This is a genomic window from Henriciella sp. AS95, from assembly GCF_038900055.1.
Taxonomy (GTDB): Bacteria; Pseudomonadota; Alphaproteobacteria; order Caulobacterales; family Hyphomonadaceae; genus Henriciella.
The window spans coordinates 3524634-3544619 of the sequence record NZ_JBBMQM010000001.1 but is presented as its reverse complement, the minus strand read 5'-3'; the positions used below and the strand labels follow the sequence as shown (position 1 = coordinate 3544619).

Genomic DNA, 19986 nt, shown 5'->3' with positions numbered 1-19986 from the left:
TGGGAAGGGCTTTCTGGACCATGCGCCAGACGCTCAGGCCTTAATCCGCGGCCAGTTCAAGACGAATGCGTTGAAGGACCGCATCGGTCGCCGCTTTGCTGTCATCGTTAAATTCATTCGTGTTCACGACAATGGCTGCGTCCAGTCCGGGAAGAATAAGTGCCCGCGAAAGCCACATCGTATTCGAGCCTGCATGTCCGTAGGAAACGTTGCCATCATCGCCGCGCATAACGCCCCAACCCATGGCATAGTCTGCAGTCTCGTCTGGCCATGGCTGGAAGAGATGCTCGCGCATGTCTTTCGTGACGAGGTCGCTTTCAGGATTGATGAATTCCAGCAGCAGGCGCGCATGGCTTTCCAGTGGCGCATGAGCCGTACCGGCAGGGCCGAGGGCGGCTGGGTTGTCGGCGCCTGGCCCGGTTCCGGCGGCTTGTTTTAAGCCGAACAGATTGCGTTTGGTGCCCTGCAACCCGTCCTGAGGCGGGCCAAAGCCCCATCCTTCTGACCACTCAGATCCGGGAACGTCAAAGACACGCGCCTTCATGGCGTCTTCCCAGCTCTCGCCGGTCATGAGCTCTATGGCTGTGCCGGCCACAATGTAGTTGAGATTGCTGTATTCGAACTCGCCAACCGGCTTTTTGGGCGGTGAGGCGAGCAGCTTCTCGACCGTCTCCAACCTTTGCTCGGTCACGGGTCTTGAATCGGCATGCCGTGAGATGAGCCAGGTAGGGCCCAGCTGGCCGACGCCGGCCCGGTGCGCGAACACGTCTTCAATGGTGACATTGTTCCAGGCTGGGTCGATCGTGTCGATCTGGTCTTTGAAGAGGTCCGTCACGCTCACGCCCCATTGCGCGTCGCCACCCTCGACCAGCCGGGCGTAGAGCAATGCGGTCAATGCCTTGGTGTTGGACCCGATATGCCAGGCATCACCAGGGTCGACGGCTTCGTCGCTGCCTTTCCGGGTGTGACCAGACACAGCGGTGACGGCCGGTTGATCAAGACGCGCAACCGAAGCGCCGAGCGCGATCAGATCGAACTCCGAACGGACGTCATCGACAGCTGATTGCAGCCATTCCTGATCAACATCCTGCGCGACCGCAGACTGAATCGTCAGAAAGAGTGCGCATAGAACAAGGCTCAAAGTCTTCATCGAAGCCTCCTTGCGGTGTTAGCCCGCCGGGACGTAATCGCTGATCAGGCCGAGCGGCAGGGCGGTGGTGCGTTTGGCGACGTTGATAACGATACGGGACTGAACGTCGGAAACAAGACCCGATCCGAGGAGTTGGTCTCTGAGGAAGGAGTCGTATGAATGCATGTCCGTCGTCGTAATCCGCATGACATAGTCGACTGCACCTGTGACCGTCATGCACTCAAGGACTTCCGGCCACTTGCCGACAAGGCGTTCGAAACGGTCGAGATTTTCCTTGCTCGGCAAGGCGAGCTTGACGCTGGCGACAACCTCGAAGCCCAGCCCCAGCGTATCGCGATCAAGCAAGGTAACACGGCCCTGGATGATGCCGGCTTCTTCCATGCGCTTTATGCGGCGCCAGCACGGCGAGGAAGAAAGTCCCACGCGGTCGGCAATTTCGGCAACCGAAAGTGCGGCATCCTTCTGAATCAGGTCAAGAATTTTGGCGTCGATCGCGTCAAGTGTTTGGGGCAATTTTTGTCTCACTTATGCGTTCAAATTAGAAAAGTATGCCCTTTCTTACGCTATATTGCGCAAGATGGGCAAGCAATTTCAACAAAAAATGCAAAAATTATAATCTTGAGAAAATAGGGAGGTTGTTCCTTGGAACACCGTGAAGTCACGCTGAACGATAAATACGATCTTGTCGAGGGCCGAGCTTACATGACGGGCATCCAGGCGCTCGTCCGCCTGCCGCTTGATCAGAAGCGCCTCGATATTGCCGCTGGACATAATACGGCTGGCTTCATTTCCGGGTATCGTGGCTCGCCGCTCGGTGGCTATGACCAGCAGCTGCGCGCCGCGCAGAAGTGGCTGACGGCGCACGATATCGAGTTCTGGGAAGGCCTCAACGAAGACCTTGGCGCGACGGCCGTCTGGGGCTCTCAGCAGCTGGGTCTGTTCCCGGGCGCCCAACGCGATGGTCTGTTTGGCATCTGGTATGGTAAGGCGCCGGGCGTCGACCGGACGGGCGATGCCTTCAAGCATGCGAACGCAGCCGGTTCATCGCGCCTTGGCGGTGTGGTCGCCATTTGCGGCGATGACCACATGTGCAAGTCTTCAACGCTGCCGTCGCAATCTGAATTTGCGATGCGCGACGCGGAAATCCCGGTCTTGAACCCCGCTTCCATCCAGGACGTGCTCGACTATGGCGTGCATGGCTGGGCGATGAGCCGCTTTTCCGGCGCCTGGTCCGCGCTGATTGCGCTTGCCGACACGATGGATTCCGGCGCCGTTGTCGATGTTACGCTGGACCGTTTTAACTTCATCACGCCTGAGTTTGATTTTCCGGAAGGCGGCGTCCACATCCGCCGCGGCGATAATCCGCTGGAAAAGGAAAAACGCCTTCGTGAATTCAAGCTGCCCGCCGCTCAGGCCTGGGTGAAAGCCAACAGCCTTGACCATGTGATCGTACCGTCCCCGAAACCGCGCGTCGGCATCATCACGACCGGTCAGGCCGCTCGCGACATCTTCGAAGCGTTTGCAGCCCTCGGCATCACGCCGGAACAGGCTGGCCGTCTCGGCATCAGTGTCTTCAAGGTCGCCATGCCGTGGCCGCTCGAGCCGACCGCCATCCGCGAATTCTGCAAGGGTCTCGAAAGCGTTTTGGTGATTGAGCATAAGCGCCCGCTCATCGAGGATCAGCTTCGGGCCATTCTATACAGCCTGCCAGACAATCAACGCCCTTATATCGAGGGCAAGCGCGACCGGGACGGCAACAAGCTGCTGAGCCAGACCGGCTCCATTCCGGTGCCGGAAATCGCTGATGCGGTGATGCCGCGCGTGCCGGGCCGCTGGGACAAATCCGAAGCGGAAACCTACTTCAAGCGCGTTGGCGCGGCTGGCCAGGCCGCCATATCGAATGCGTCACCGACGGTGCGCTCGCCCCACTATTGTTCGGGTTGCCCGCACAATACATCGACCGTGGTGCCGGAAGGCTCCCGCGCACTGGCAGGTATTGGTTGTCACTATATGGCGAACTTCATGCCGGACCGGAATACCGACATGACCAGCCAGATGGGCGGCGAGGGCGTCGCCTGGATCGGCCAGTATTTCGCCACCGATGAAGACCATATGTTCGTCAATCTCGGCGACGGCACCTATTCGCATTCCGGTTCGCTTGCCATACGCGCGGCGGTCACGTCTGGCGCGAACATGACCTACAAGATCCTCTACAATGATGCGGTCGCGATGACGGGCGGTCAGATCGTCGAGTCCGGCCAGACACCCGTGAATATCGCCCAGCAGGTTGAAGCTGAAGGTGTCACGAAGATTGTCATCGTGACCGAAGATGTGACGCGCTATGCTAACGCCGTCGGCCTGCCGCGGGCGGTGCGTATCTATGACCGCGAAGACCTGGATGACGTGCAGAAGATGCTGCGCGACACCAAAGGCGTGTCGGTGATGATCTACGACCAGATCTGTGCAACCGAGAAGCGCCGCCGTTCCAAGCGCGGCATGCGCGCGCCAGACCGGACCCGTGTCATGATCAACCAGGAAGTCTGCGAAGGTTGCGGCGATTGCTCTGTAAAGTCGAACTGTCTGTCGGTCGAGCCGGTCGAGACCGAACTTGGCCGCAAACGCCGGATCAACCAGTCGACCTGTAATACGGACCTTTCGTGCCTGCGCGGCTTCTGCCCGAGTTTCGTGACCATTACGGACGCCGAGTCCGCAGCCGAGGATCAGCCCGTATTGGAGGTCGATGCGTCAGGCCTGCCGCTGCCGGACGTGCCTTCGCTCACCAAGCCGTGGAACGTCCTGTTCACCGGTGTGGGCGGTACGGGCGTAACGACGGTTGCTGCTGTGCTGGCCATGGCGGCCCATGTCGATGGCAATGCGTCGTCCAGCCTCGATATGACGGGACTCGCGCAAAAGGGCGGACCGGTTCTCTCCCACCTTCGCTTTGCCAAAGAGCCTGAAATGATCTCGACAGGCCGTGTGCCGCCAGCCTCTGCTGATGCCGTCATCGCATGTGACCTGGTCGTCGCTGCAGGCGGCGACGCGATCGGCCTGATGGATGTCGGCCGCACCATGGCGTCAGCGAATGCTGACGTTACCCCGACCAGCGAATTCATTCGCGACCGCTCCAAGACGTTCGAAAGCCAGATGCTGGCTGCCCGCGTGAAGCGGCAGGCGCGTGAGTTCGGCACGATCGACGCTGAAGCGCTCGCGCTCGGCTATCTCAATGACGCGATCTACACCAACATGATCATGGTCGGTTACGCTTGGCAGAAGGGGCATATCCCCGTCTCGCTTCGCGGGCTTTACCGCGCCATCAAGCTCAACGGCGTCAAGGTGGCCGAGAACATGAAGGCGTTTGACGTTGGTCGCCTCGCAGCCGCTGATCCGGACCGCCTGGAAAGCATGTCCGATCCGCGCGGTGACGTCCCGCCGATGACGCTGGACGAGATCATCGAGAACCGCGCCAAGCGTCTCGTGGCCTATCAGAACGACGATTATGCGCTGCAGTATCGCAATCTCGTTGCAAAGGTTCGGGCCGCTGAGGAGAAGGCGGGTCTCGGCGACGCGTTCACAACGGCGGTGGCAAAATTTGCCTACAAGCTGATGGCCTATAAGGACGAGTATGAAGTAGCGCGCCTGTTTACCGACGGCACGTTCGAACAGAAGCTTCGCGAGACGTTCAAGGGCGGCAAGATCGAATACAACCTCGCGCCGCCAGTCTTCTCCAAGAAAGACGCTCAAGGGCATCTGAAGAAGAAGGCCTTCGGCCCGTGGATGAAAACCGCCTTCAAGATCCTGAAGCGTTTCAAGGGCCTTCGTGGCACGCGCTGGGATCCGATCGGCTGGACCGCTGAGCGCAAAATGGAGCGCCGACTACGCGATGAGTATCTGGCGCGCGTGGCCGAGATGTCCGGTGAGCTCACCAAGAAGAACCATGAGCTTGCCATCGCCATCGCGTCCATTCCGGACGAGATTCGCGGCTACGGCCATGTAAAGGACGCTTCGGTCGAAGCGGCCGAGAGCCATCGCGATGAGCTCCTCAAGAACTGGCCACAGGGCGGTATGCCGACAAAGAAGCAGACGCTGATCGCCGCGGAGTAGCGTTGCGACGAGTTCAGCATCTATCAAGCCCCCGTCGGTCCGTCGGCGGGGGATGTTTCTTGTCCCCCCTTCGACCCGCATTCGCGGGCCACTTCCCCCGCAGGCGGGGGAAGAAAGGATCGGGCTTTGAGGGCTGTACTTTTCCTCCCCTGTGAACGGGGGAGGTGCCCGAAGGGCGGAGGGGGCCTAACGCGCCAGAGCGTTCTTGATCAGTCTGGCTGTCTCATGCACGCCGTAGAGCGCGGCAAAGCCACCAAAGCGTGGTCCCTGGCTCTGGCCGAGCAGGACTTCGTAGAGCGCCTTGAACCAGTCGCGCAGGTTTTCGAACTCATGTGCTTTGCCGATTTCGAAGGTGAGGTTCTGCAGCTCTTCAGCCGTCGCCTCGCCTTCGATGGATGACAGGCGGTTTGCAAGGTCTTCCATCGCGGCGCGTTCTTTCTCGTCCGGGGCGCGATACACCTTGGCCGGCTTCACGAAGTCTTCGTAATAGCGGATCGCGTAGCCAGCGAGCTTGTCGAGAAGCCGGTTCGTTTCCGGATTGGCATCCGGTGCATAGCGCGTGATGAAATCCCAGAGCTGGTCTTTGGTCTCGGTGTTCGCGGCGCTGACGAGATTTAGAAGCAGGGCGAAGGAGACCGGCGGATTGCCTTCCGGTATGTCGCCAGAATGGATGTGCCAGACAGGGTTCTCGACCTGACGGTTGGGTTCCTCATCCGGATACTTCGACAGGAAGGTCAGATACTCGTCGACCGCCTTCGGGATGACGTCGAAATATAGCTTCTTGGCGACGCGCGGCTTCTGGAACTGGAAGAGCGACAGGCTCTCCTGCGGCGCATAGGCGAGCCAGTCCTCGACCGAAATGCCATTGCCCTTGGTCTTGGAGATTTTCTCGCCCTTGTCGTCGAGGAAGAGCTCATAGACATATTGCTGTGGCGGCTGGCTGCCGAGGATCTTGCAGATCTTCGAATAGATCGGCGCATTGTCCTGGTGGTCCTTGCCGAACATTTCGAAATCGACGCCGAGCGCGGCCCAGCGCATGCCGAAGTCCGGCTTCCATTGCAGCTTTGTGTTGCCGCCCGTCACCGGAATGGTCACCTCGGTGCCGTCTTCGTCGTCGAAGGTGATGGTGCCGGCTTTCGCATCGGTTGCCTTCATCGGCACGTAGAGCACACGGCCTGTGGAGGGTGAGATCGGCAGGAAGGGTGAATAGGTCGCCTGCCGTTCGGCGCCCAGCGTAGGCAGCATCACCGCCATGATCTCATCGAATTTTTCGAGCGCGCGCAGCAGCGCCTCGTCAAAGGCACCTGACTTGTAGAGCGCCGTCGCGGACTTGAATTCATAGTCAAAGCCGAAACTGTCGAGGAAGGCGCAGAGGCGCGCGCCCATATGCGCGCCATAGCTGTCATGCGTGCCGAACGGGTCCGGCACCGCCGTCAGTGGCATCTGCATGTACGGCTCAAGCTCCGCCGGATTGGGGACGGTCGGCGGGACTTTGCGCATGCCGTCCATATCGTCAGAGACGCAGATAAGTTTGGTCTCGACCTTGCCATCCGTGAGCGTTTCAAAGGCGTGGCGCACCATGGTCGTGCGGACCACCTCACCAAAGGTGCCGATATGCGGCAGGCCGGACGGGCCGTAGCCTGTCTCGAAGACGACAGGGCCCTGTTTGGGGTTGCCGGCGCGCTCCATATTCTCCAGCCGTTTCAGCAGGGCGCGTGCCTGTTCAAAGGGCCAGGCCTTTGCATTCTCGGCAAGCGTAGATAGCGCGCTCATGACGTCTCCATTGGTCACATTCAGGATCGTGCCGGAGGTAGAGGGCAGGGCAGGTGCGGTCAAGCGCGCGCGACCCGCGCGCGTGCAGATCAGGCGGCCTTGTGGACCATGACGCGGTTGCGCCCGGAATGCTTGGCCTCATACATGCCATCGTCGGCGCGGCGGAAGAGTTCCGAGATCTGCGTGGACCAGCTTCCCTGGGCGACGCCGATGCTGGCGGTCATGCTGATCCTGGAGCCAGGCTCCGGACTGAACTCGATCTGGGCGATCGAAAGGCGTACGCGTTCTGCGATGATGCGGGCCAGCTGGATATTCTCGCCGGGAACGAATATTCCAAATTCCTCACCGCCGATCCGTCCGCCAATATCTTCATCACGCGTTGCGTCCATGATCGCTTTGGAGACAAGCTTAAGGGCCTCGTCACCAGCCTGATGGCCATAGTTGTCATTGATCTGCTTGAAGTGGTCGACATCGACCATGAGCATCGCGCCGGAGGTCTTTCGCTCCTTAAAACGCCCGATCCGGCTCAAAAAGGCTTCCCGATTGAGGAGACCAGTCAGCGGGTCCATACGGGCCCGGCTGGCAAGCTCGGCATGCGCTTTTTCCAGCTGCTGCATGGCCTGGGCGAGCTTCAATCGTTCGCGCTGGAAGATCAGGGCCAGCGGAAAGGTAACCGACGTCGCACAAATGGCCGCCAGTGCGAACCAGATGCCGATGACCTCACGAAGAATATAGTCCGGAATGTCGCATACGAGTATTGCAAGCCCGGTAATCACCTGGCTTACGGCAAGGTTGATCATCGTGATCGCCAAGGCACGCCGGTAGGAAACGCGCACAGGCGATTCGGTGATGATCGGATCTTTGTCCATCAATCAGAAATAGCGAGAAGGTCTGAATAAGCCGCCTTCCTGATGACCGAAATTTCTCGGAAAACTGAAAGAGTCTCGTAGAGGGTACAAAATTCGCGACTGCAAGTAATTGACACTCATTCGCAACTGGGCTAGATGAGAATCATGATCATTTGCATCTGCAGACGCATCAATGACGCAGGCGTGAAGGCCGCGGTGGAAGCCGGAGCTCGGAGCCCCGAGGCCGTGCAGGCCCATCATGGCTGTGAATTCAACTGCGGAAAGTGCCGCCCGGCAATGGGTGAGATCATTTCGGACACAGTGGACACAATGCCGAGTGATCCACTGATGGTCGCGGCGGAATAGCCTTACCCATCCAAAATTAAGTGCAAGGCAGCCTGCCTGCCGCCCGGTGAACCTGCCCTGATTGAGACCATCGTGCCTCGCGCCATAGCGACCGCGATCCGCCAATTGGCACGCATGCCCCACAGAGTCCGAAATTTCCAATAGTTTCAGTAGCCGGACATTCTCAATGGCTGCAATTGCTTCTCACTATCATACACAATTGTTTTTATTGGACTTTCTTTCCTTGAGATATCGATGAGTCATGTTATTTGACAGGGGAAGCAAAAACAAAAAGCGCAAGGAGGTTGCCATGAAGGGCGATCCCAAAGTCATCGAGTTTCTGAACGCCTGTCTCAAGAATGAGCTGACAGCGATCAATCAGTATTTTCTCCATTCCCGTATGTTGAAGGATTGGGGAGTCTCCATTCTCGCTGAGCATGAATACAAGGAATCCATCGAAGAGATGGAGCATGCCGACTGGCTGATCGAGCGCATCCTGTTTCTGGGTGGCCTGCCGAATTTGCAGGATCTCGGCAAGTTGCGCATCGGCGAGACTGTTGAAGAGATCCTGAAGTGTGATCTCGAAGTGGAGCAGGAGGCTGTTCCAGAGCTCAAGGATGCGATGGAGCACGCTGAAAGCGTTCGCGATTATGTGAGCCGTGATCTCTTCGGCAAGATCCTCCACAGCGAGGAAGAACACATCGATTACCTCGAAACGCAGTTCGACCTGATCGAACGCATCGGTATCCAGAACTACATCCAGCTTCAGTCGAAACCGAACGACTCGTCTGCCGACTAGAGACGGTCGACCCTATGCGTAAGCGTAGGGTCCGCCTTTCTCGAGGGCGGTGAGGTAGGCCGGACGGGCATGAATGCGGCCGAGGAAGTCCGCGATATTCGCGCGATCCCCCGCGCCAGCTCGGCTGACTGCCGCTTCCAGCGGGAAGCTCATGATGATGTCGGCGGCGCTGAACTCCTTGCCGGCGAACCAGCCGGTTTCAGACAGAGAGGCTTCCCAGTAGTCGATATGTTCCTTCAGGCGTGGGTCGACAAAGCCGCTTTCGGCGCGCGACGCCACGCTCTTCACGAGGGGGCGCATCAGGGCGTTTGCGTTTTCCGGCAGCCGCTGGAAGACAAGCTTCATAAGCAGCGGCGGCATGGCTGAGCCTTCGGCATAGTGCATCCAGTAGGTCCAGGCGCGTGCCTCCGGCGTGCCTTTGGGTGGCTTCAGACGGCCTTCGCTGTGCGTCTCGATGATATATTCGATGATGGCACCCGTTTCGGCGACAATGATGCCGTCCTCTTCGAGGATGGGCGACTTGCCGAGCGGATGGATGGCGCGCAGCTCATCGGGAGCCAACATGGTTTCAGGGTGGCGCTTGTAATGGACGATTTCGTAGTCGAGACCGAGCTCTTCCAACAGCCAGAGAATGCGTTGAGAGCGCGAATGTTCGAGATGGTGGATCTTGATCATGCCGGTCTGCTTTCTGTTGAATATGCCCAGTCTCAAGCAGGTAGATGAGCCGGGCTGAAAGAAAAGCGGTGACGTGGCGGGAAGCGCAGTTCAGATGCCGGCGGTTGAGAGCAAGGCATCAAAGCCTGCCCAGAACTGTGCGCGCTTGTCATCCGTTTCCATGAGGATTTCGTGACAGGCCCCATCAATAACTTCATGCGTGCAGTGAGGCAGGTTTTGCGCAACCCTGGTGTGGGCCTTGTTGTCGACGAGTTTTTCTTCGCCCGCACTGGCGACGTAGACTGGAATGTCGATCCCGCGTAGCAGCGCCGGTTTGGTGGTGCGGTCAAGAATATCCAGCGACGCGCCGAGCCACCCCCATGTGACCTGTCCAAGTTTCAGCTCAGGGGCGACATCAATGAGATTTCGCTGCAGCTGCCAACGTGCGCGGTCATGCGTGACGATATTCGACTCGAAGGTTTCGTCCGGACCAGGCTGGCGGGCATAATCGCCGGACTTGCCCAGCGCCCGCATTGCCCAGATGAAGTAGCGCGCAACGAAGTTGATCGGCAAACCCCACATCGGGGCGGAAAAGGCTGCGGCCTCAACCTTCACCAGCTTCTGCGCGATCGCGGCGAGGGCAATGGCGCCGCCCATGGAGTGCGCGAGCGAGACATATGGCCTCGGCAGCTCGTCGCGAAGGGCGTCCAGACCATTGCGAAGCGCGCCCATAAAGGTCTCGAACCGGTCGATATGACCCTTGGCGGGGTCGTCCAGCAATCGGTCCGACAGGCCCTGACCGGGCCAGTCGAGGATCACGACAGCAAAGCCGCGGGACTGCAGGTCGCGCGCGGTCTCGAAATATTTCTCGATGAATTCAGTGCGGCCGGGACAGATAATGGCCGTGCCGCGCGGTTTGGCCGCCTGGCTTGGCGCGACGCAAGCGCGAAGGCTGCGACCTGCAATGCCCTCAAACCAGATTATCCGTGCCCCGGTCGGCGCAGGGTTACCCGGCACCTCCACGAATTCGGATCGCCGGCTTGTTTCCGTGTCGCTCATCATTGTCTCTTACCAGACAAGAAGGGCGCTGGCAGTCAATCTGCGCAGCGCCCCTCAATCATCTGCAATGGAAGATGCCCGTCTTAGGAGAACTTCTTCATCAGGCCCTGCAGCTGCATGGCAACTGACATGTCGCCGAGCACTTTGAGCTTGCCTTGCATGAACGCCATAGTCGGGTCCATCTCTCCAGCGGCGAGCTTCTTGAAATCGTCCCAGTCGACCTTCACGGTGGCATCAGCGTCCCCGTCGGAATTGTCGGCCGTGCCGTTTGCCCCGTCGATGAACAGTTTTCCGTCATCGCCAAAGTCGAACTTCACTTTTTTCTTGAAGTCTCCGCCCTCTGAAACAGCCTCATTGGCTTTCTGGGTGAGTGTTGCGAGATCCATTGATGCCTCCTCGTATAGAACCAAGGCGATAAAGCAGTTTGCTGGCGTGTTAGGCAAGGCCTAAACGGATGAAAGTGACGCCTATGTCATTGAAAGCACACACAGAGTTTGGCCAACTCGAATTCAACAATCCGTGATGTGCCGCCTTCGCTTGTTATTCCGCAACAGTGCCCAAGCCCGTTTCGACGCAGTGACGCTGCGACACCGCTCGAACAGTGCCGGAATGTTCTTGACGGACCCGTCACCAAACGTGGATTGATCAGAGCATGTCTTGGGAAAAGTCGATTGAAGAGCTTCGCCGCCGGGAACGCATGGCGGAAAAGATGGGCGGCGAGGAGCCGGTCTCGCGCCAGCGCGGGCGGGGCAAGCTGACGGTTCGGGAACGGGTTTCCTTCCTCGTTGATCCTGGCAGCTTCCACGAGATCGGCAAGATTGCCGGCGTTGCGACCTATGATGATGACGAGCAGCTGGAAAGCTTCATGGCGTCCAATTCGGTCGTCGGACGCGCGACGCTGGATGAGCGCCCGGTTGTGGTGCTGGGCGATGATTTCACCGTGCGCGGCGGGGCGGCTGATGCTTCCATTCGCGGCAAGACCGTCGTCGCGCTGAAGCAGGCGATCGAATACCGCATGCCGCTGGTGCAGCTGATCGACGGGACGGGCGGCGGCGGCTCGATCAAGATGTTCCTCAAGGATCCCCGCACCTACATCCCCGAGACGCCAAGCTGGGAGCTGATCGTCGCCGGCATGGGCGAGGTGCCCATGGTGTCGCTGGCGCTCGGGCCGTGCGCTGGTCTTGGGGCGGGGCGCGTCGGCGCGAGCCACTATTCGGTGATGGTGAAGGAGCTGTCCCAGGTCTTCGTGGCAGGCCCGCCCGTGGCCATTGCGATTGGCGAGGACGTCTCAAAGGAGGAGCTCGGCGGCTGGGAAATCCAGGCCAAGAACGGAACGGTCGACGATGTCGTCGACACCGAAGCCGACGCCTTCAAGGCGGCGAAACGCTTTCTCTCCTATCTGCCTTCATCCGTGCACGAACTGCCGCCGGTTATCGAGCCAACGGATGATCCGAACCGCAAGGAAGAGAGCCTCATTTCGCTCGTCCCGAAGGATGGGAAGACACCTTACAAGCCACAGAAGATCATTGAGGGGACGGTCGACGAGGGCAGTTTTTTCGAGATCGGTAGCCAGTGGGGCAGGGGCATTGTCACGGGCCTTGCGCGCATCGATGGCCACCCGGTCGGCATCATGGCGGGCAACCCCTTCTTCCTCGATGGCGCCTGGACGGCCGATGTCTGCGACAAGGTCACAAGGCATATGGACCTCTGCTCCACCTTCCATTTGCCGGTCATCCACTTTGTCGATTGCGCTGGCTTTGCCGTTGGCGTGAAGCATGAGACAGCTGGTGTGACACGCAAGGGCGTGCGCGCCATGGCCGCCGTGTATCAGGCGACCGTGCCGGTCTGTGCCGTGGTGATCCGCAAGGCGTTCGGGCTTGCAGGCTCTGCGATGATGAACCCGACCAAGGCCAAATGGCGCTATTGCTGGCCGTCCGGAAACTGGGGATCGCTCCCCATGGCAGGGGGCATTGAGGCGGCGTTCCGCAAGGAGCTGTCTGAGACCGATGACCGCGAGGCGCTGCTCAAGTCGCTCTACAAGAAGTTCGAAGCGATGGAGGACCCGTTCCGCACAGCCGAAGCCTTCTTCGCCGAGGAGATCATCGACCCGAGGGAGACGCGCCCACTGCTGGTCGATTTCGTCCACCATGCGCGCCGGCGAATGGAGCCCGGCAAAACGAGTTTCGGCCCAAGGCCCTGACTTCGCCCAAGATTCGCCGCGAACCTCCCTTCAATAGTGTCGTTGTGGTAATGTCCGTGGGAGGACGCGAAATGAAGAAACTTATTGTGCCCGCATTGGCCGCAATCGCCCTGACGGCCGCTTGTGGCGGCCCGGGGGGTGAATCATCGGCTGACTATGACCGGCCCTCATCACCGCCGCCGCCTCCACCGCCCGCGCCAACAATGGAGATGGCCGCTGATGGTGTCGTTGGCGGAATGTCGAAGCAGGCCTATTCGCAGAGCCCCTCCGAGCCTGTGCGACCTGACACACCGGATGCCGAGCCTGGCGCCGAGCAATACATCGCTTACAGCCATTCACTCGGCCTGAAGCTGCCCAAAGGCGGCGTCGATGCGATGATGCAAGCGCACGTCGACGCCTGTAAATCCGCCGGAACCAACACGTGCATCGTCATCAATTCCAACACGTACAGCTATGACGAAGACCAGGTGAACGGCAACGTCTCGCTGCGGGCCAAGCCTGAATGGATCGAGCAATTCCTCGGCGCCGTCGATGAGGCGACCGAAGCGGCAGGCGGTGAAATCACGTCCCGCTCAACTCGCGCCGACGATCTCACGCGGCAGATCATCGATACGGACTCGCGGCTGGACGCGCAGCGGACCTTGCAGGGCCGTCTTGAAGGCCTGCTGGAGCGCCGGGACGGAACGCTGGGCGACTTGTTGCAGATTGAACGCGAACTGGCGCGCGTCACGGGCGATATCGAGTCGATTGAAGCGCAGCTGAAAGCGCTGCGTCTGCGGGTGTCGATGTCGTCGCTGGATATCTCTTACGAGACCATCATTCCGCCGTTCTCCAGCTCCCGGAGCAATCCGCTCGGCGAAGCCTTCGGCGACTTCTTCTACAATCTGTCGGCGGCCATTGGCGCGGTGATTACGGCTTTCGCGGTCGGCCTGCCCTGGCTCCTGCTTTTGGGTGTTTTCCTCTGGATCTGGCTGAAGCTGATCTGGCCCCGGATGCGCGGGACCCGGAAGAAGAAGCGGACGGCGGCGGACGAGTCGAAAGCGGCTTAGACGCCTTGATCAGGCTGGCGCGTTCTTCGCTCGTAAGGGCGCGCCACTTGCCTTCCGGAAGCTTGCCAATGTCCAGCGTTCCGATGCGGGTGCGGTAAAGGTCGACGACCAGCAGTCCGACGAGTTCGCACATCCGGCGGATCTGGCGGTTGCGGCCCTCGCGCAGGATGAAGCGCAGGCGTCCGGGGCTCACCTCGTCCACCTTGGCCGCTTTCAGGCGCCGGCCGTCAAGCGATAGTCCGTGGCGCAATTTGCCGATGGCCTGTTGTGTCACCTGGCCTTTGACGGTGACCAGATATTCTTTTTCCAGATCCGAGGCCGGGCCGATTATGGCTTTGGCGAGGACGCCGTCCTCGGAGAGGAGGAGAAGGCCACGGCTGTCCATGTCGAGACGGCCGAGCGGGGCAAAGTTGGTGTTGCGTCCTGGAAGTTTGGGCGCGCTGCCAATGAGATTGGCTTTGCTTGCCAGCCGGATCGCGGGTGTCTGTTCCGGCTCTGGCTGGGCTGAGACGTAGCCAACAGGCTTGTGCATCACGACGGTGAGCTGGTCGTCGAGCGCCTTGGCTGCCTTTCCGGCAAGCTCCATCGTCTCTCCCGGCGAAATCTTGTGGCCGGGCTCGCTGACCGCCTCGCCATTCACCTTCACATTGCCCGCCCCTATTAGGGCTTCCGCTTCGCGGCGTGAGCAGAGGCCAAGCTGCGCCATCCACTTGTTCAGACGGATGGGCTCATCGCCTTTATAGGTATGGGTCTCGGACATCCGGCCTGATTAGCAGAGGCAGGCGCGCTTGTCTCTTGCCGGGCCCGCAGCGTCCGGAAGCCGCCCAAATCCCGGACAATGACTGTCCGGCAAGAGAGCTCTCGCGACATCGCTCACCACCTATGCAGAATTTCATGCAGTATCCTGCTCGGGTTGCGTTGAAGTGCGGGCTTAAAAGTCTTATTTCGCAATTGCAGCATTCAGTGTGCAGGTGCAGCATATGAGTATCGAGATGAGAATTCAGACAGCGGATGGCGACCCCGTCCTTCTGCGTCCACTGGCGGTGTCGGACGAGCCAGCGCTTCGAGAAGCTATTGAGAGTTTCTCGAACCGGACCCGCTATATGCGCTTCTTTTCTGGCGTTGCCGCTGTACCGGATCCGGTGATCCACATGCTCGCTGACGTTGACGGCACGTGTCATATGGCCTGGGTCGCGATTGACGAGACTGTGCCCGGCGGCAAGGTCATCGGCGCGGCGCATATCATACGCGACAATCCTTCTCTGAGTGCCGGAGAGCTTGCGATTGGCCTGGTAGACGACTGGCAGAGCCGCGGCGTTGCCCGCCTGCTCATCGCGCTGGTCTCTGCCGAGGCGCTTGCAAAGGGCGTGGCCGCGATGGACGCATATGTCCTGCATGAGAACAGGGCGGGCCGGGCCCTGATGCGCGCGCTCGGGGCGCAGTCGGCAGGCTCCGACGGGGCCGTATCGCACTATCGGGTGCATCTTGCCCAGATGCTTGAGCAGTTTGAAGCGCGTGACAGCGACATCCCATTGCAGGCCGTCATGCCGGCGATCCATTCCGGATCGGTCCAGGCGGCGGCGGCTTAACCTAAAGGTCCGGATAGGTGGTCTGGAATTCCTTGATGATCAGCTCGGTCTGACCCTTCAGATACGCCATCTCACCGACAGTGCCCGGGATGTCATCAAGCAGATGAAATCCAGCCTCAATCGCGCCCTTGGCATATTGCCTCGCCTTGTCCAGCTCTCCGTCTTTGGCAGCTAGGCGCGAGGCGGCAGCCAGATACTCAGCCAGCATTCTTGTCATATAGGCTGACTGATCCGGGCAGACCCGGCCGAGTTCACGCAAGCGGTGCGCCCCGGCCTCAATATCGACTTTTGAGCGATCCGCGTGGACGGCGTTGAAGAGACCCCATGCCTCGTCGCGGGCCCGGCTTTTGTCTGCGGGTTCAATCGGCCAGGGACAGGTTTCGAGTTGCTGTGACACATCATAGATCGGCACATCTGCCCCCTCGACGTGTAGCCGCATCAGCTCTGGGACGACCTTTTTCTGAAAGATAAGATAGAGATTGTCGCGCGTATCCAGCCTGGTCGTCGCAAATACATTGTTCGGGTCATGCACCAGGATGCGTTTGTTGGTTTCGCTGTTCCAGACCTTGTCCTGCGCGATCTGGATGCGCCAGATTCCATCTAGCAGTGTGTGCCGTGTGAGCTGATCCGCGTCCGGACTGTACAGGTTTGAATAAATCAGCGCCGCAAGACCGAGCGCCTCGGGCCGGTCTGCGCAAACGGCCTCGACCTGCTGGGCGATCGCATAGGTTTGCTGTGCGTTGGTCTGGCCGCGTACAAGGTAATAAATCCTCTGATACAGGGTCTGTTCAACGGTTTCCGGACAGGCCGCTGGCGCCGCGGTGTCGCCCTCGGCGAGCGCCGGAAAGGCTGCTGCAAACACGGCAGCTGCCGCAATGGCAAAGCGGAAGGTTCGGGACATGCGCGCTCGTTTCGGTTCGGCGACAGGGTCGCCAAAGCTAGGCGGATCGCAGTCTCAAGGATTGTACAAAATCGCCACGCCAGCTGGCAGATTGCGCCCCCGGATCGCCCGTCAGTCTTTTAATGGCCGCGCATAATAGGCGACTTCATAGTCGGGCTTGTGGCGTTTGCGGCCGACCTCGACGAAACCGAGCCGTTGGTGGAAGCGGTGGGAGCCGGGATTGTCCGGATCGGTATTGACCTCGCAGGTGATGTGCTTGCGCCCGCGTGCGTGCTCGAACGCAGCAGCATAAAGCGCCTGTCCGATGCGTTGCCCGCGGGCCGCCTCGGCGAGCGCGATCCGGTCAACATAGACCATGTCGGTCTCCTCACGCGCCATCCAGTCCTCCATCCAGCGCAGATTGTCGCTGGCATATGCCTTGGTGTACGGCTCGAGCAGGGTGATGAAGCCGAGCGGGGTGTCGTCTTCATCCGTGGCGACGAGGCAGGTCGATATGTCGATCCAGCGCTTGAGGCCGTCTGCGGTCTCCTCATGGCCAACACCGGGCGTCGAGGCCTGGTTGATGGCAAAGAGAGCAGGAAGGTCTGACGGACGATAGGGACGTATAGGCATGAAAAGGCCATGCGAAGAATGCGCACGCCCGTCAATACTTGCCGCGATAGAGCCGGTTCCACTCCAGGCGCTTGAGGCGTCCGGCGCTGTTATTCTTCTATTAGCCGCAGCTCGACCACGGCGCGCATGTCGGCTTCCATCACATTGCCTTCATTGTCGACCTGGTCGGCCACGTCGAATTTGACTTCGGCCGTCGTGTTGTCGAGTTCGGGCGGCAAAGAGCCTTCGGCCTGCCAGTCTCCCCAGCAGATATCGGCCGTGCAGAGCACCATTTCGGGCGCGTCGCCTTCGGTCTCGATGATCTCGACATAGCAATTGTCGCCGCATTCAAAGCCGGTGAGCGTGACGGGCACGAAGCCATCATCAGCGGGTGCGGCCGGGGTTTCGGCGGGCTGCACCGCGCTCTCTTCAGGGGCAGGGGCGGGCGCGGGCGCATCGGCGGGTTCGCTACAGCCGGCCAGGATGAAGGCGAGCGAGGCAGTCAGGTAAATTGTCTTGAGGGTCATGGGCTGGGTCCAGGGACGGAGTGTCCACAAGAACAATGACATGACGGGGATGTCGGTTCCAGTCGCGACCAGCACGAGCGGCCGCAGAGTCGGGGACTTGCGGCGTAAATGGGCTCAATTGACGGTGTGTCGGGCCTAACCGGGTTCGAGGTGGAAAGCGGCGTGGCCAGCCGCGACGGACGCAGGGCCGGTTGCCCGCTCTGCCAGCAGGATGTGGGCTGAATGGACAGCGAGTGGCGCAGGCAGGCCAGCGCCCGGCGCGAGGGCGAGCCAGGGCGCGCGCGGGGCGTGCGCGGTCCAGTCATTCGGGTCGGGTGCGTCGCCGGCCGCCTGAAGCTTGATGTGAAGGCGGCCCTTGGCCGTGACGCCGACGGCGAGAATGCCGACAGGGTTCGCGGCGCGATAGGCGCGGTAATAGCGCTCCACCCACAGCATCTCCCAGAAGAAGATGGGCCAGTAGCGAAGCTCCAGCCTGGACAGAGTGTCGAGAATCCATGCGCGCGAGAACATGGACGCGGTTATAGCCGGTGAGCGAAGGGGGAGGATGGATTTGCGTGAAAGCGCCTTACGCGCCTTCGCTCCTCCCCGCCTTCGCTCAGGATGGCCGAACGGGCTTAAAGCTCGCCCGGTTTCTTGCCCGACTTGCGCCACAGCCAGATGAACAGGCCGAGCGTGATCGCGACCAGTGACCCGAACCCGATCAGCGCCATCACGGCCAGCGGGTCTATGCTGAGATTGCCGATTTCCATGCGTGCGTCTCCCTCCAGACAGCTAGACCCGAACGCTGCGCCCTGCTCGCGAGGCCAGCAATCCGTAAGATTGCGTAGGGGGTGGCTTGACGCCTCAATCGAAGGTGCAAGAACAGCCAGGTGGCAAAGTACGACTTCATCGCTGTTTACCTGCTGGCGAACCGAAAGATGGGGACGCTCTATGTCGGCTCGACGGCCGATCTCATCACGCGCATGGGCCAGCACAAGAGCGGGGAGGGCTCCGTCTTCACGCGGAAATATGGTGTGACCAGACTGGTCTGGTTCGATCGCTTCCCTGAGATGCCGCCCGCGCTGCATGCCGAGCGGCGAATGAAGGAATGGAAACGCCAGTGGAAGATCGACCTGATCGAGAAGAGCAATCCGGATTGGGACGATCTGACGGGTTCGCTGACGCCGTATTGAGGGGTTTTTGCGGTTTGTCGCTCCCTAGCCCCATGCGCCTCACCGCGACTTGATCGCGGTGCCCATCTCCCGAGGTGGCGGTTGGCGCGGGGGCTCTGGCGAAGCTGTCGGGGCGGCAAAGCTGATCGGTCTCACTGCCCTTAGTCTTCGGCCCGAAGGCAGGAGATGGACCCCGTGGTCAAGCCACGGGGAGGCGCAGTTGAGAGGTTTCGCGGTGTCCGATCTGATTTCGCCGGTCAAGGGTGAAATCCTTCGGACGCGAAGCGCCCTTGACCGGCGAAATCAGATCGAAAGAGGCTGGCTATGGCCAAATGGCAGGGTCTGCCATTCGGCCTGAATGCGACCAACCTGCCGAAAATGACTTGCACTTAAGTCTTAATATTTGTAAGACTCAGTCATAAAGGAGTGCTATGTTGTCCGACTTTCCCCGCATTTCAGCAAAAGAACGTGCGATACTTGATGTGCTGATCGCTCACGGCGAACTGTACGGGCTTCAGATCGTTCGAGCAGCGGACGGCATCAAACGAGGAAGCGTCTACGTGATGTTGATGCGTTTGGAAGAAAAAGGATTGGTATCGTCCAGAATACCTGCCGAAAACTCCGTCTCAGGTAAACCGCGGCCTCGCTACCGCGTAACCGGCGTAGGTCAGCGCGCGATGAACGCTCTGGAATTATGGAGCAGTCAGAATGTGGGCTCCGACCAAGTAGCGTGGTCCCGATGAACAAGCGAGAAGAAATCAAGATTCGTGATCTTTGGGCGCATGGTTTTAGCGCTGCCGACATCGCGACGCAGTTAGATGGTTGGTCACGGAACCAAGTGATTGCGGCTGTTCATCGGCTTGGTCTTTCGGGTCGAGTTACAAAAAGCGTACGCATCACGTCGGGCAGTGGCAAAGTCATGTACGTACGGATGTTGGCTAACCAACTCGAAGCGGAGGAGATTCGATCCAGAAAACGCGCGCAAAATCCAAAAATCATTTCGCCTCCCGGATACCGGCTGGCCAAGCTTCTGAAGGTTTTGTTTCCTAAGCGGTTCTTTCAATCCGTGCTCGAGCAAACGATTCAAGACATGCAGGAAGAGTACAACGAGGCACTTGCAGAGGGTAACCTCAAGTCGGCGCAATGGATTCGTGTACGTGGATATGTCTCTGTGTGCTCGGCTATATTCACTGGAATTCCCGCGCGGTTGTTCCGCACGATTTCGGCGTTTTCGAAATCGGATTAGCCA

At 59.8% G+C, this 19986-nt stretch carries 21 protein-coding genes and 1 pseudogene; 9 read left to right on the top strand and 13 right to left on the bottom strand.

Annotated elements, in window-relative coordinates:
• Nucleotides 1-40 precede the first annotated feature (40 nt).
• On the bottom strand, nt 41-1150 hold the full coding sequence (locus WNY37_RS17125; RefSeq protein WP_342974617.1) for a serine hydrolase domain-containing protein: 1110 nt from the start codon (nt 1148-1150) through the stop codon (nt 41-43).
• Nucleotides 1151-1168: 18 nt separating this feature from the next.
• A complete protein-coding gene (locus WNY37_RS17120) occupies nt 1169-1663 on the bottom strand; it encodes an Lrp/AsnC family transcriptional regulator (protein ID WP_342974616.1) in 495 nt (164 codons plus the stop codon).
• 129 nt (nt 1664-1792) lie between these two features.
• Here WNY37_RS17120 and WNY37_RS17115 point away from each other — a divergent pair, with 129 nt between their 5' ends.
• The gene (locus WNY37_RS17115; protein WP_342974615.1) at nt 1793-5251 is read left to right on the top strand and encodes an indolepyruvate ferredoxin oxidoreductase family protein; all 3459 of its coding nucleotides are present in this window, start codon (nt 1793-1795) and stop codon (nt 5249-5251) included.
• A 186-nt stretch (nt 5252-5437) separates the two neighbouring features.
• Here the strand turns inward: WNY37_RS17115 and WNY37_RS17110 are convergent, their stop codons facing one another.
• Nucleotides 5438-7024: a lysine--tRNA ligase gene (locus WNY37_RS17110; RefSeq protein WP_342974614.1), complete on the bottom strand. Its 1587-nt coding sequence runs from the start codon at nt 7022-7024 to the stop codon at nt 5438-5440.
• An 89-nt stretch (nt 7025-7113) separates the two neighbouring features.
• Nucleotides 7114-7893 (bottom strand): GGDEF domain-containing protein, encoded by a 780-nt coding sequence (locus WNY37_RS17105; protein ID WP_342974613.1) that lies wholly within the window; start codon nt 7891-7893, stop codon nt 7114-7116.
• Nucleotides 7894-8028: 135 nt separating this feature from the next.
• On the opposite strand from WNY37_RS17105, the gene WNY37_RS17100 reads away from it, so the two are divergent.
• Nucleotides 8029-8238, top strand: a complete 210-nt coding sequence (locus WNY37_RS17100) for a (2Fe-2S)-binding protein (protein WP_342974612.1) — start codon at nt 8029-8031, stop codon at nt 8236-8238.
• Between the two features lie 289 nt (nt 8239-8527).
• A complete protein-coding gene (gene bfr, locus WNY37_RS17095; RefSeq protein ID WP_342974611.1) occupies nt 8528-9016 on the top strand; it encodes a bacterioferritin in 489 nt (162 codons plus the stop codon).
• Between the two features lie 12 nt (nt 9017-9028).
• On the opposite strand, the gene WNY37_RS17090 is transcribed toward bfr, so the two are convergent.
• From WNY37_RS17090 to WNY37_RS17080, 3 genes are all read right to left on the bottom strand, one after another.
• Entirely contained in the window at nt 9029-9691 is a 663-nt protein-coding gene (locus WNY37_RS17090) for a glutathione S-transferase (RefSeq protein WP_342974610.1), read from the bottom strand.
• Nucleotides 9692-9781: 90 nt separating this feature from the next.
• Nucleotides 9782-10729, bottom strand: coding sequence for an alpha/beta fold hydrolase (locus WNY37_RS17085; RefSeq protein WP_342974609.1), 948 nt, complete (start codon nt 10727-10729; stop codon nt 9782-9784).
• A gap of 83 nt (nt 10730-10812) precedes the next feature.
• Complete coding sequence (locus WNY37_RS17080) at nt 10813-11115, bottom strand: SCP2 sterol-binding domain-containing protein (RefSeq protein WP_342974608.1); 303 nt, start codon at nt 11113-11115, stop codon at nt 10813-10815.
• A gap of 266 nt (nt 11116-11381) precedes the next feature.
• Here WNY37_RS17080 and WNY37_RS17075 point away from each other — a divergent pair, with 266 nt between their 5' ends.
• Together WNY37_RS17075 and WNY37_RS17070 are read left to right on the top strand one after the other, a co-directional pair.
• Nucleotides 11382-12929, top strand: a complete 1548-nt coding sequence (locus tag WNY37_RS17075; protein WP_342974607.1) for a carboxyl transferase domain-containing protein — start codon at nt 11382-11384, stop codon at nt 12927-12929.
• Nucleotides 12930-12979: 50 nt separating this feature from the next.
• Nucleotides 12980-13840 (top strand): annotated as a pseudogene (locus WNY37_RS17070) (DUF4349 domain-containing protein); the annotation flags it as partial.
• Here WNY37_RS17070 and WNY37_RS17065 read toward each other — a convergent pair.
• Entirely contained in the window at nt 13839-14738 is a 900-nt protein-coding gene (locus tag WNY37_RS17065) for a pseudouridine synthase (protein WP_342974606.1), read from the bottom strand. The pseudogene WNY37_RS17070 and the gene WNY37_RS17065 overlap by 2 nt on opposite strands.
• A gap of 232 nt (nt 14739-14970) precedes the next feature.
• Here WNY37_RS17065 and WNY37_RS17060 point away from each other — a divergent pair, with 232 nt between their 5' ends.
• Nucleotides 14971-15567 carry a GNAT family N-acetyltransferase gene (locus WNY37_RS17060; RefSeq protein ID WP_342974605.1) on the top strand — a complete coding sequence of 199 codons (597 nt, stop codon included), beginning with the start codon at nt 14971-14973 and terminating at the stop codon, nt 15565-15567.
• A 1-nt stretch (nt 15568) separates the two neighbouring features.
• On the opposite strand, the gene WNY37_RS17055 is transcribed toward WNY37_RS17060, so the two are convergent.
• From WNY37_RS17055 to WNY37_RS17035, 5 genes are all read right to left on the bottom strand, one after another.
• Complete coding sequence (locus tag WNY37_RS17055) at nt 15569-16468, bottom strand: hypothetical protein (protein WP_342974604.1); 900 nt, start codon at nt 16466-16468, stop codon at nt 15569-15571.
• Nucleotides 16469-16579: 111 nt separating this feature from the next.
• A complete protein-coding gene (locus tag WNY37_RS17050; protein WP_342974603.1) occupies nt 16580-17080 on the bottom strand; it encodes a GNAT family N-acetyltransferase in 501 nt (166 codons plus the stop codon).
• 89 nt (nt 17081-17169) lie between these two features.
• On the bottom strand, nt 17170-17586 hold the full coding sequence (locus WNY37_RS17045; RefSeq protein WP_342974602.1) for a hypothetical protein: 417 nt from the start codon (nt 17584-17586) through the stop codon (nt 17170-17172).
• A gap of 135 nt (nt 17587-17721) precedes the next feature.
• Entirely contained in the window at nt 17722-18096 is a 375-nt protein-coding gene (locus WNY37_RS17040; protein ID WP_342974601.1) for a hypothetical protein, read from the bottom strand.
• Between the two features lie 104 nt (nt 18097-18200).
• The gene (locus WNY37_RS17035) at nt 18201-18335 is read right to left on the bottom strand and encodes a hypothetical protein (RefSeq protein ID WP_342974600.1); all 135 of its coding nucleotides are present in this window, start codon (nt 18333-18335) and stop codon (nt 18201-18203) included.
• Between the two features lie 120 nt (nt 18336-18455).
• Between WNY37_RS17035 and WNY37_RS17030 the strand changes: the two genes are divergently transcribed.
• The 3 genes from WNY37_RS17030 (at nt 18456) to WNY37_RS17020 (ending at nt 19983) form a co-directional block, all read left to right on the top strand.
• A complete protein-coding gene (locus WNY37_RS17030) occupies nt 18456-18758 on the top strand; it encodes a GIY-YIG nuclease family protein (RefSeq protein ID WP_342974599.1) in 303 nt (100 codons plus the stop codon).
• Between the two features lie 413 nt (nt 18759-19171).
• The gene (locus WNY37_RS17025; protein WP_342974598.1) at nt 19172-19480 is read left to right on the top strand and encodes a helix-turn-helix transcriptional regulator; all 309 of its coding nucleotides are present in this window, start codon (nt 19172-19174) and stop codon (nt 19478-19480) included.
• The gene (locus WNY37_RS17020; protein WP_342974597.1) at nt 19477-19983 is read left to right on the top strand and encodes a GcrA family cell cycle regulator; all 507 of its coding nucleotides are present in this window, start codon (nt 19477-19479) and stop codon (nt 19981-19983) included. Before WNY37_RS17025 ends, WNY37_RS17020 begins: the two co-directional genes overlap by 4 nt.
• Nucleotides 19984-19986: the final 3 nt, after the last annotated feature.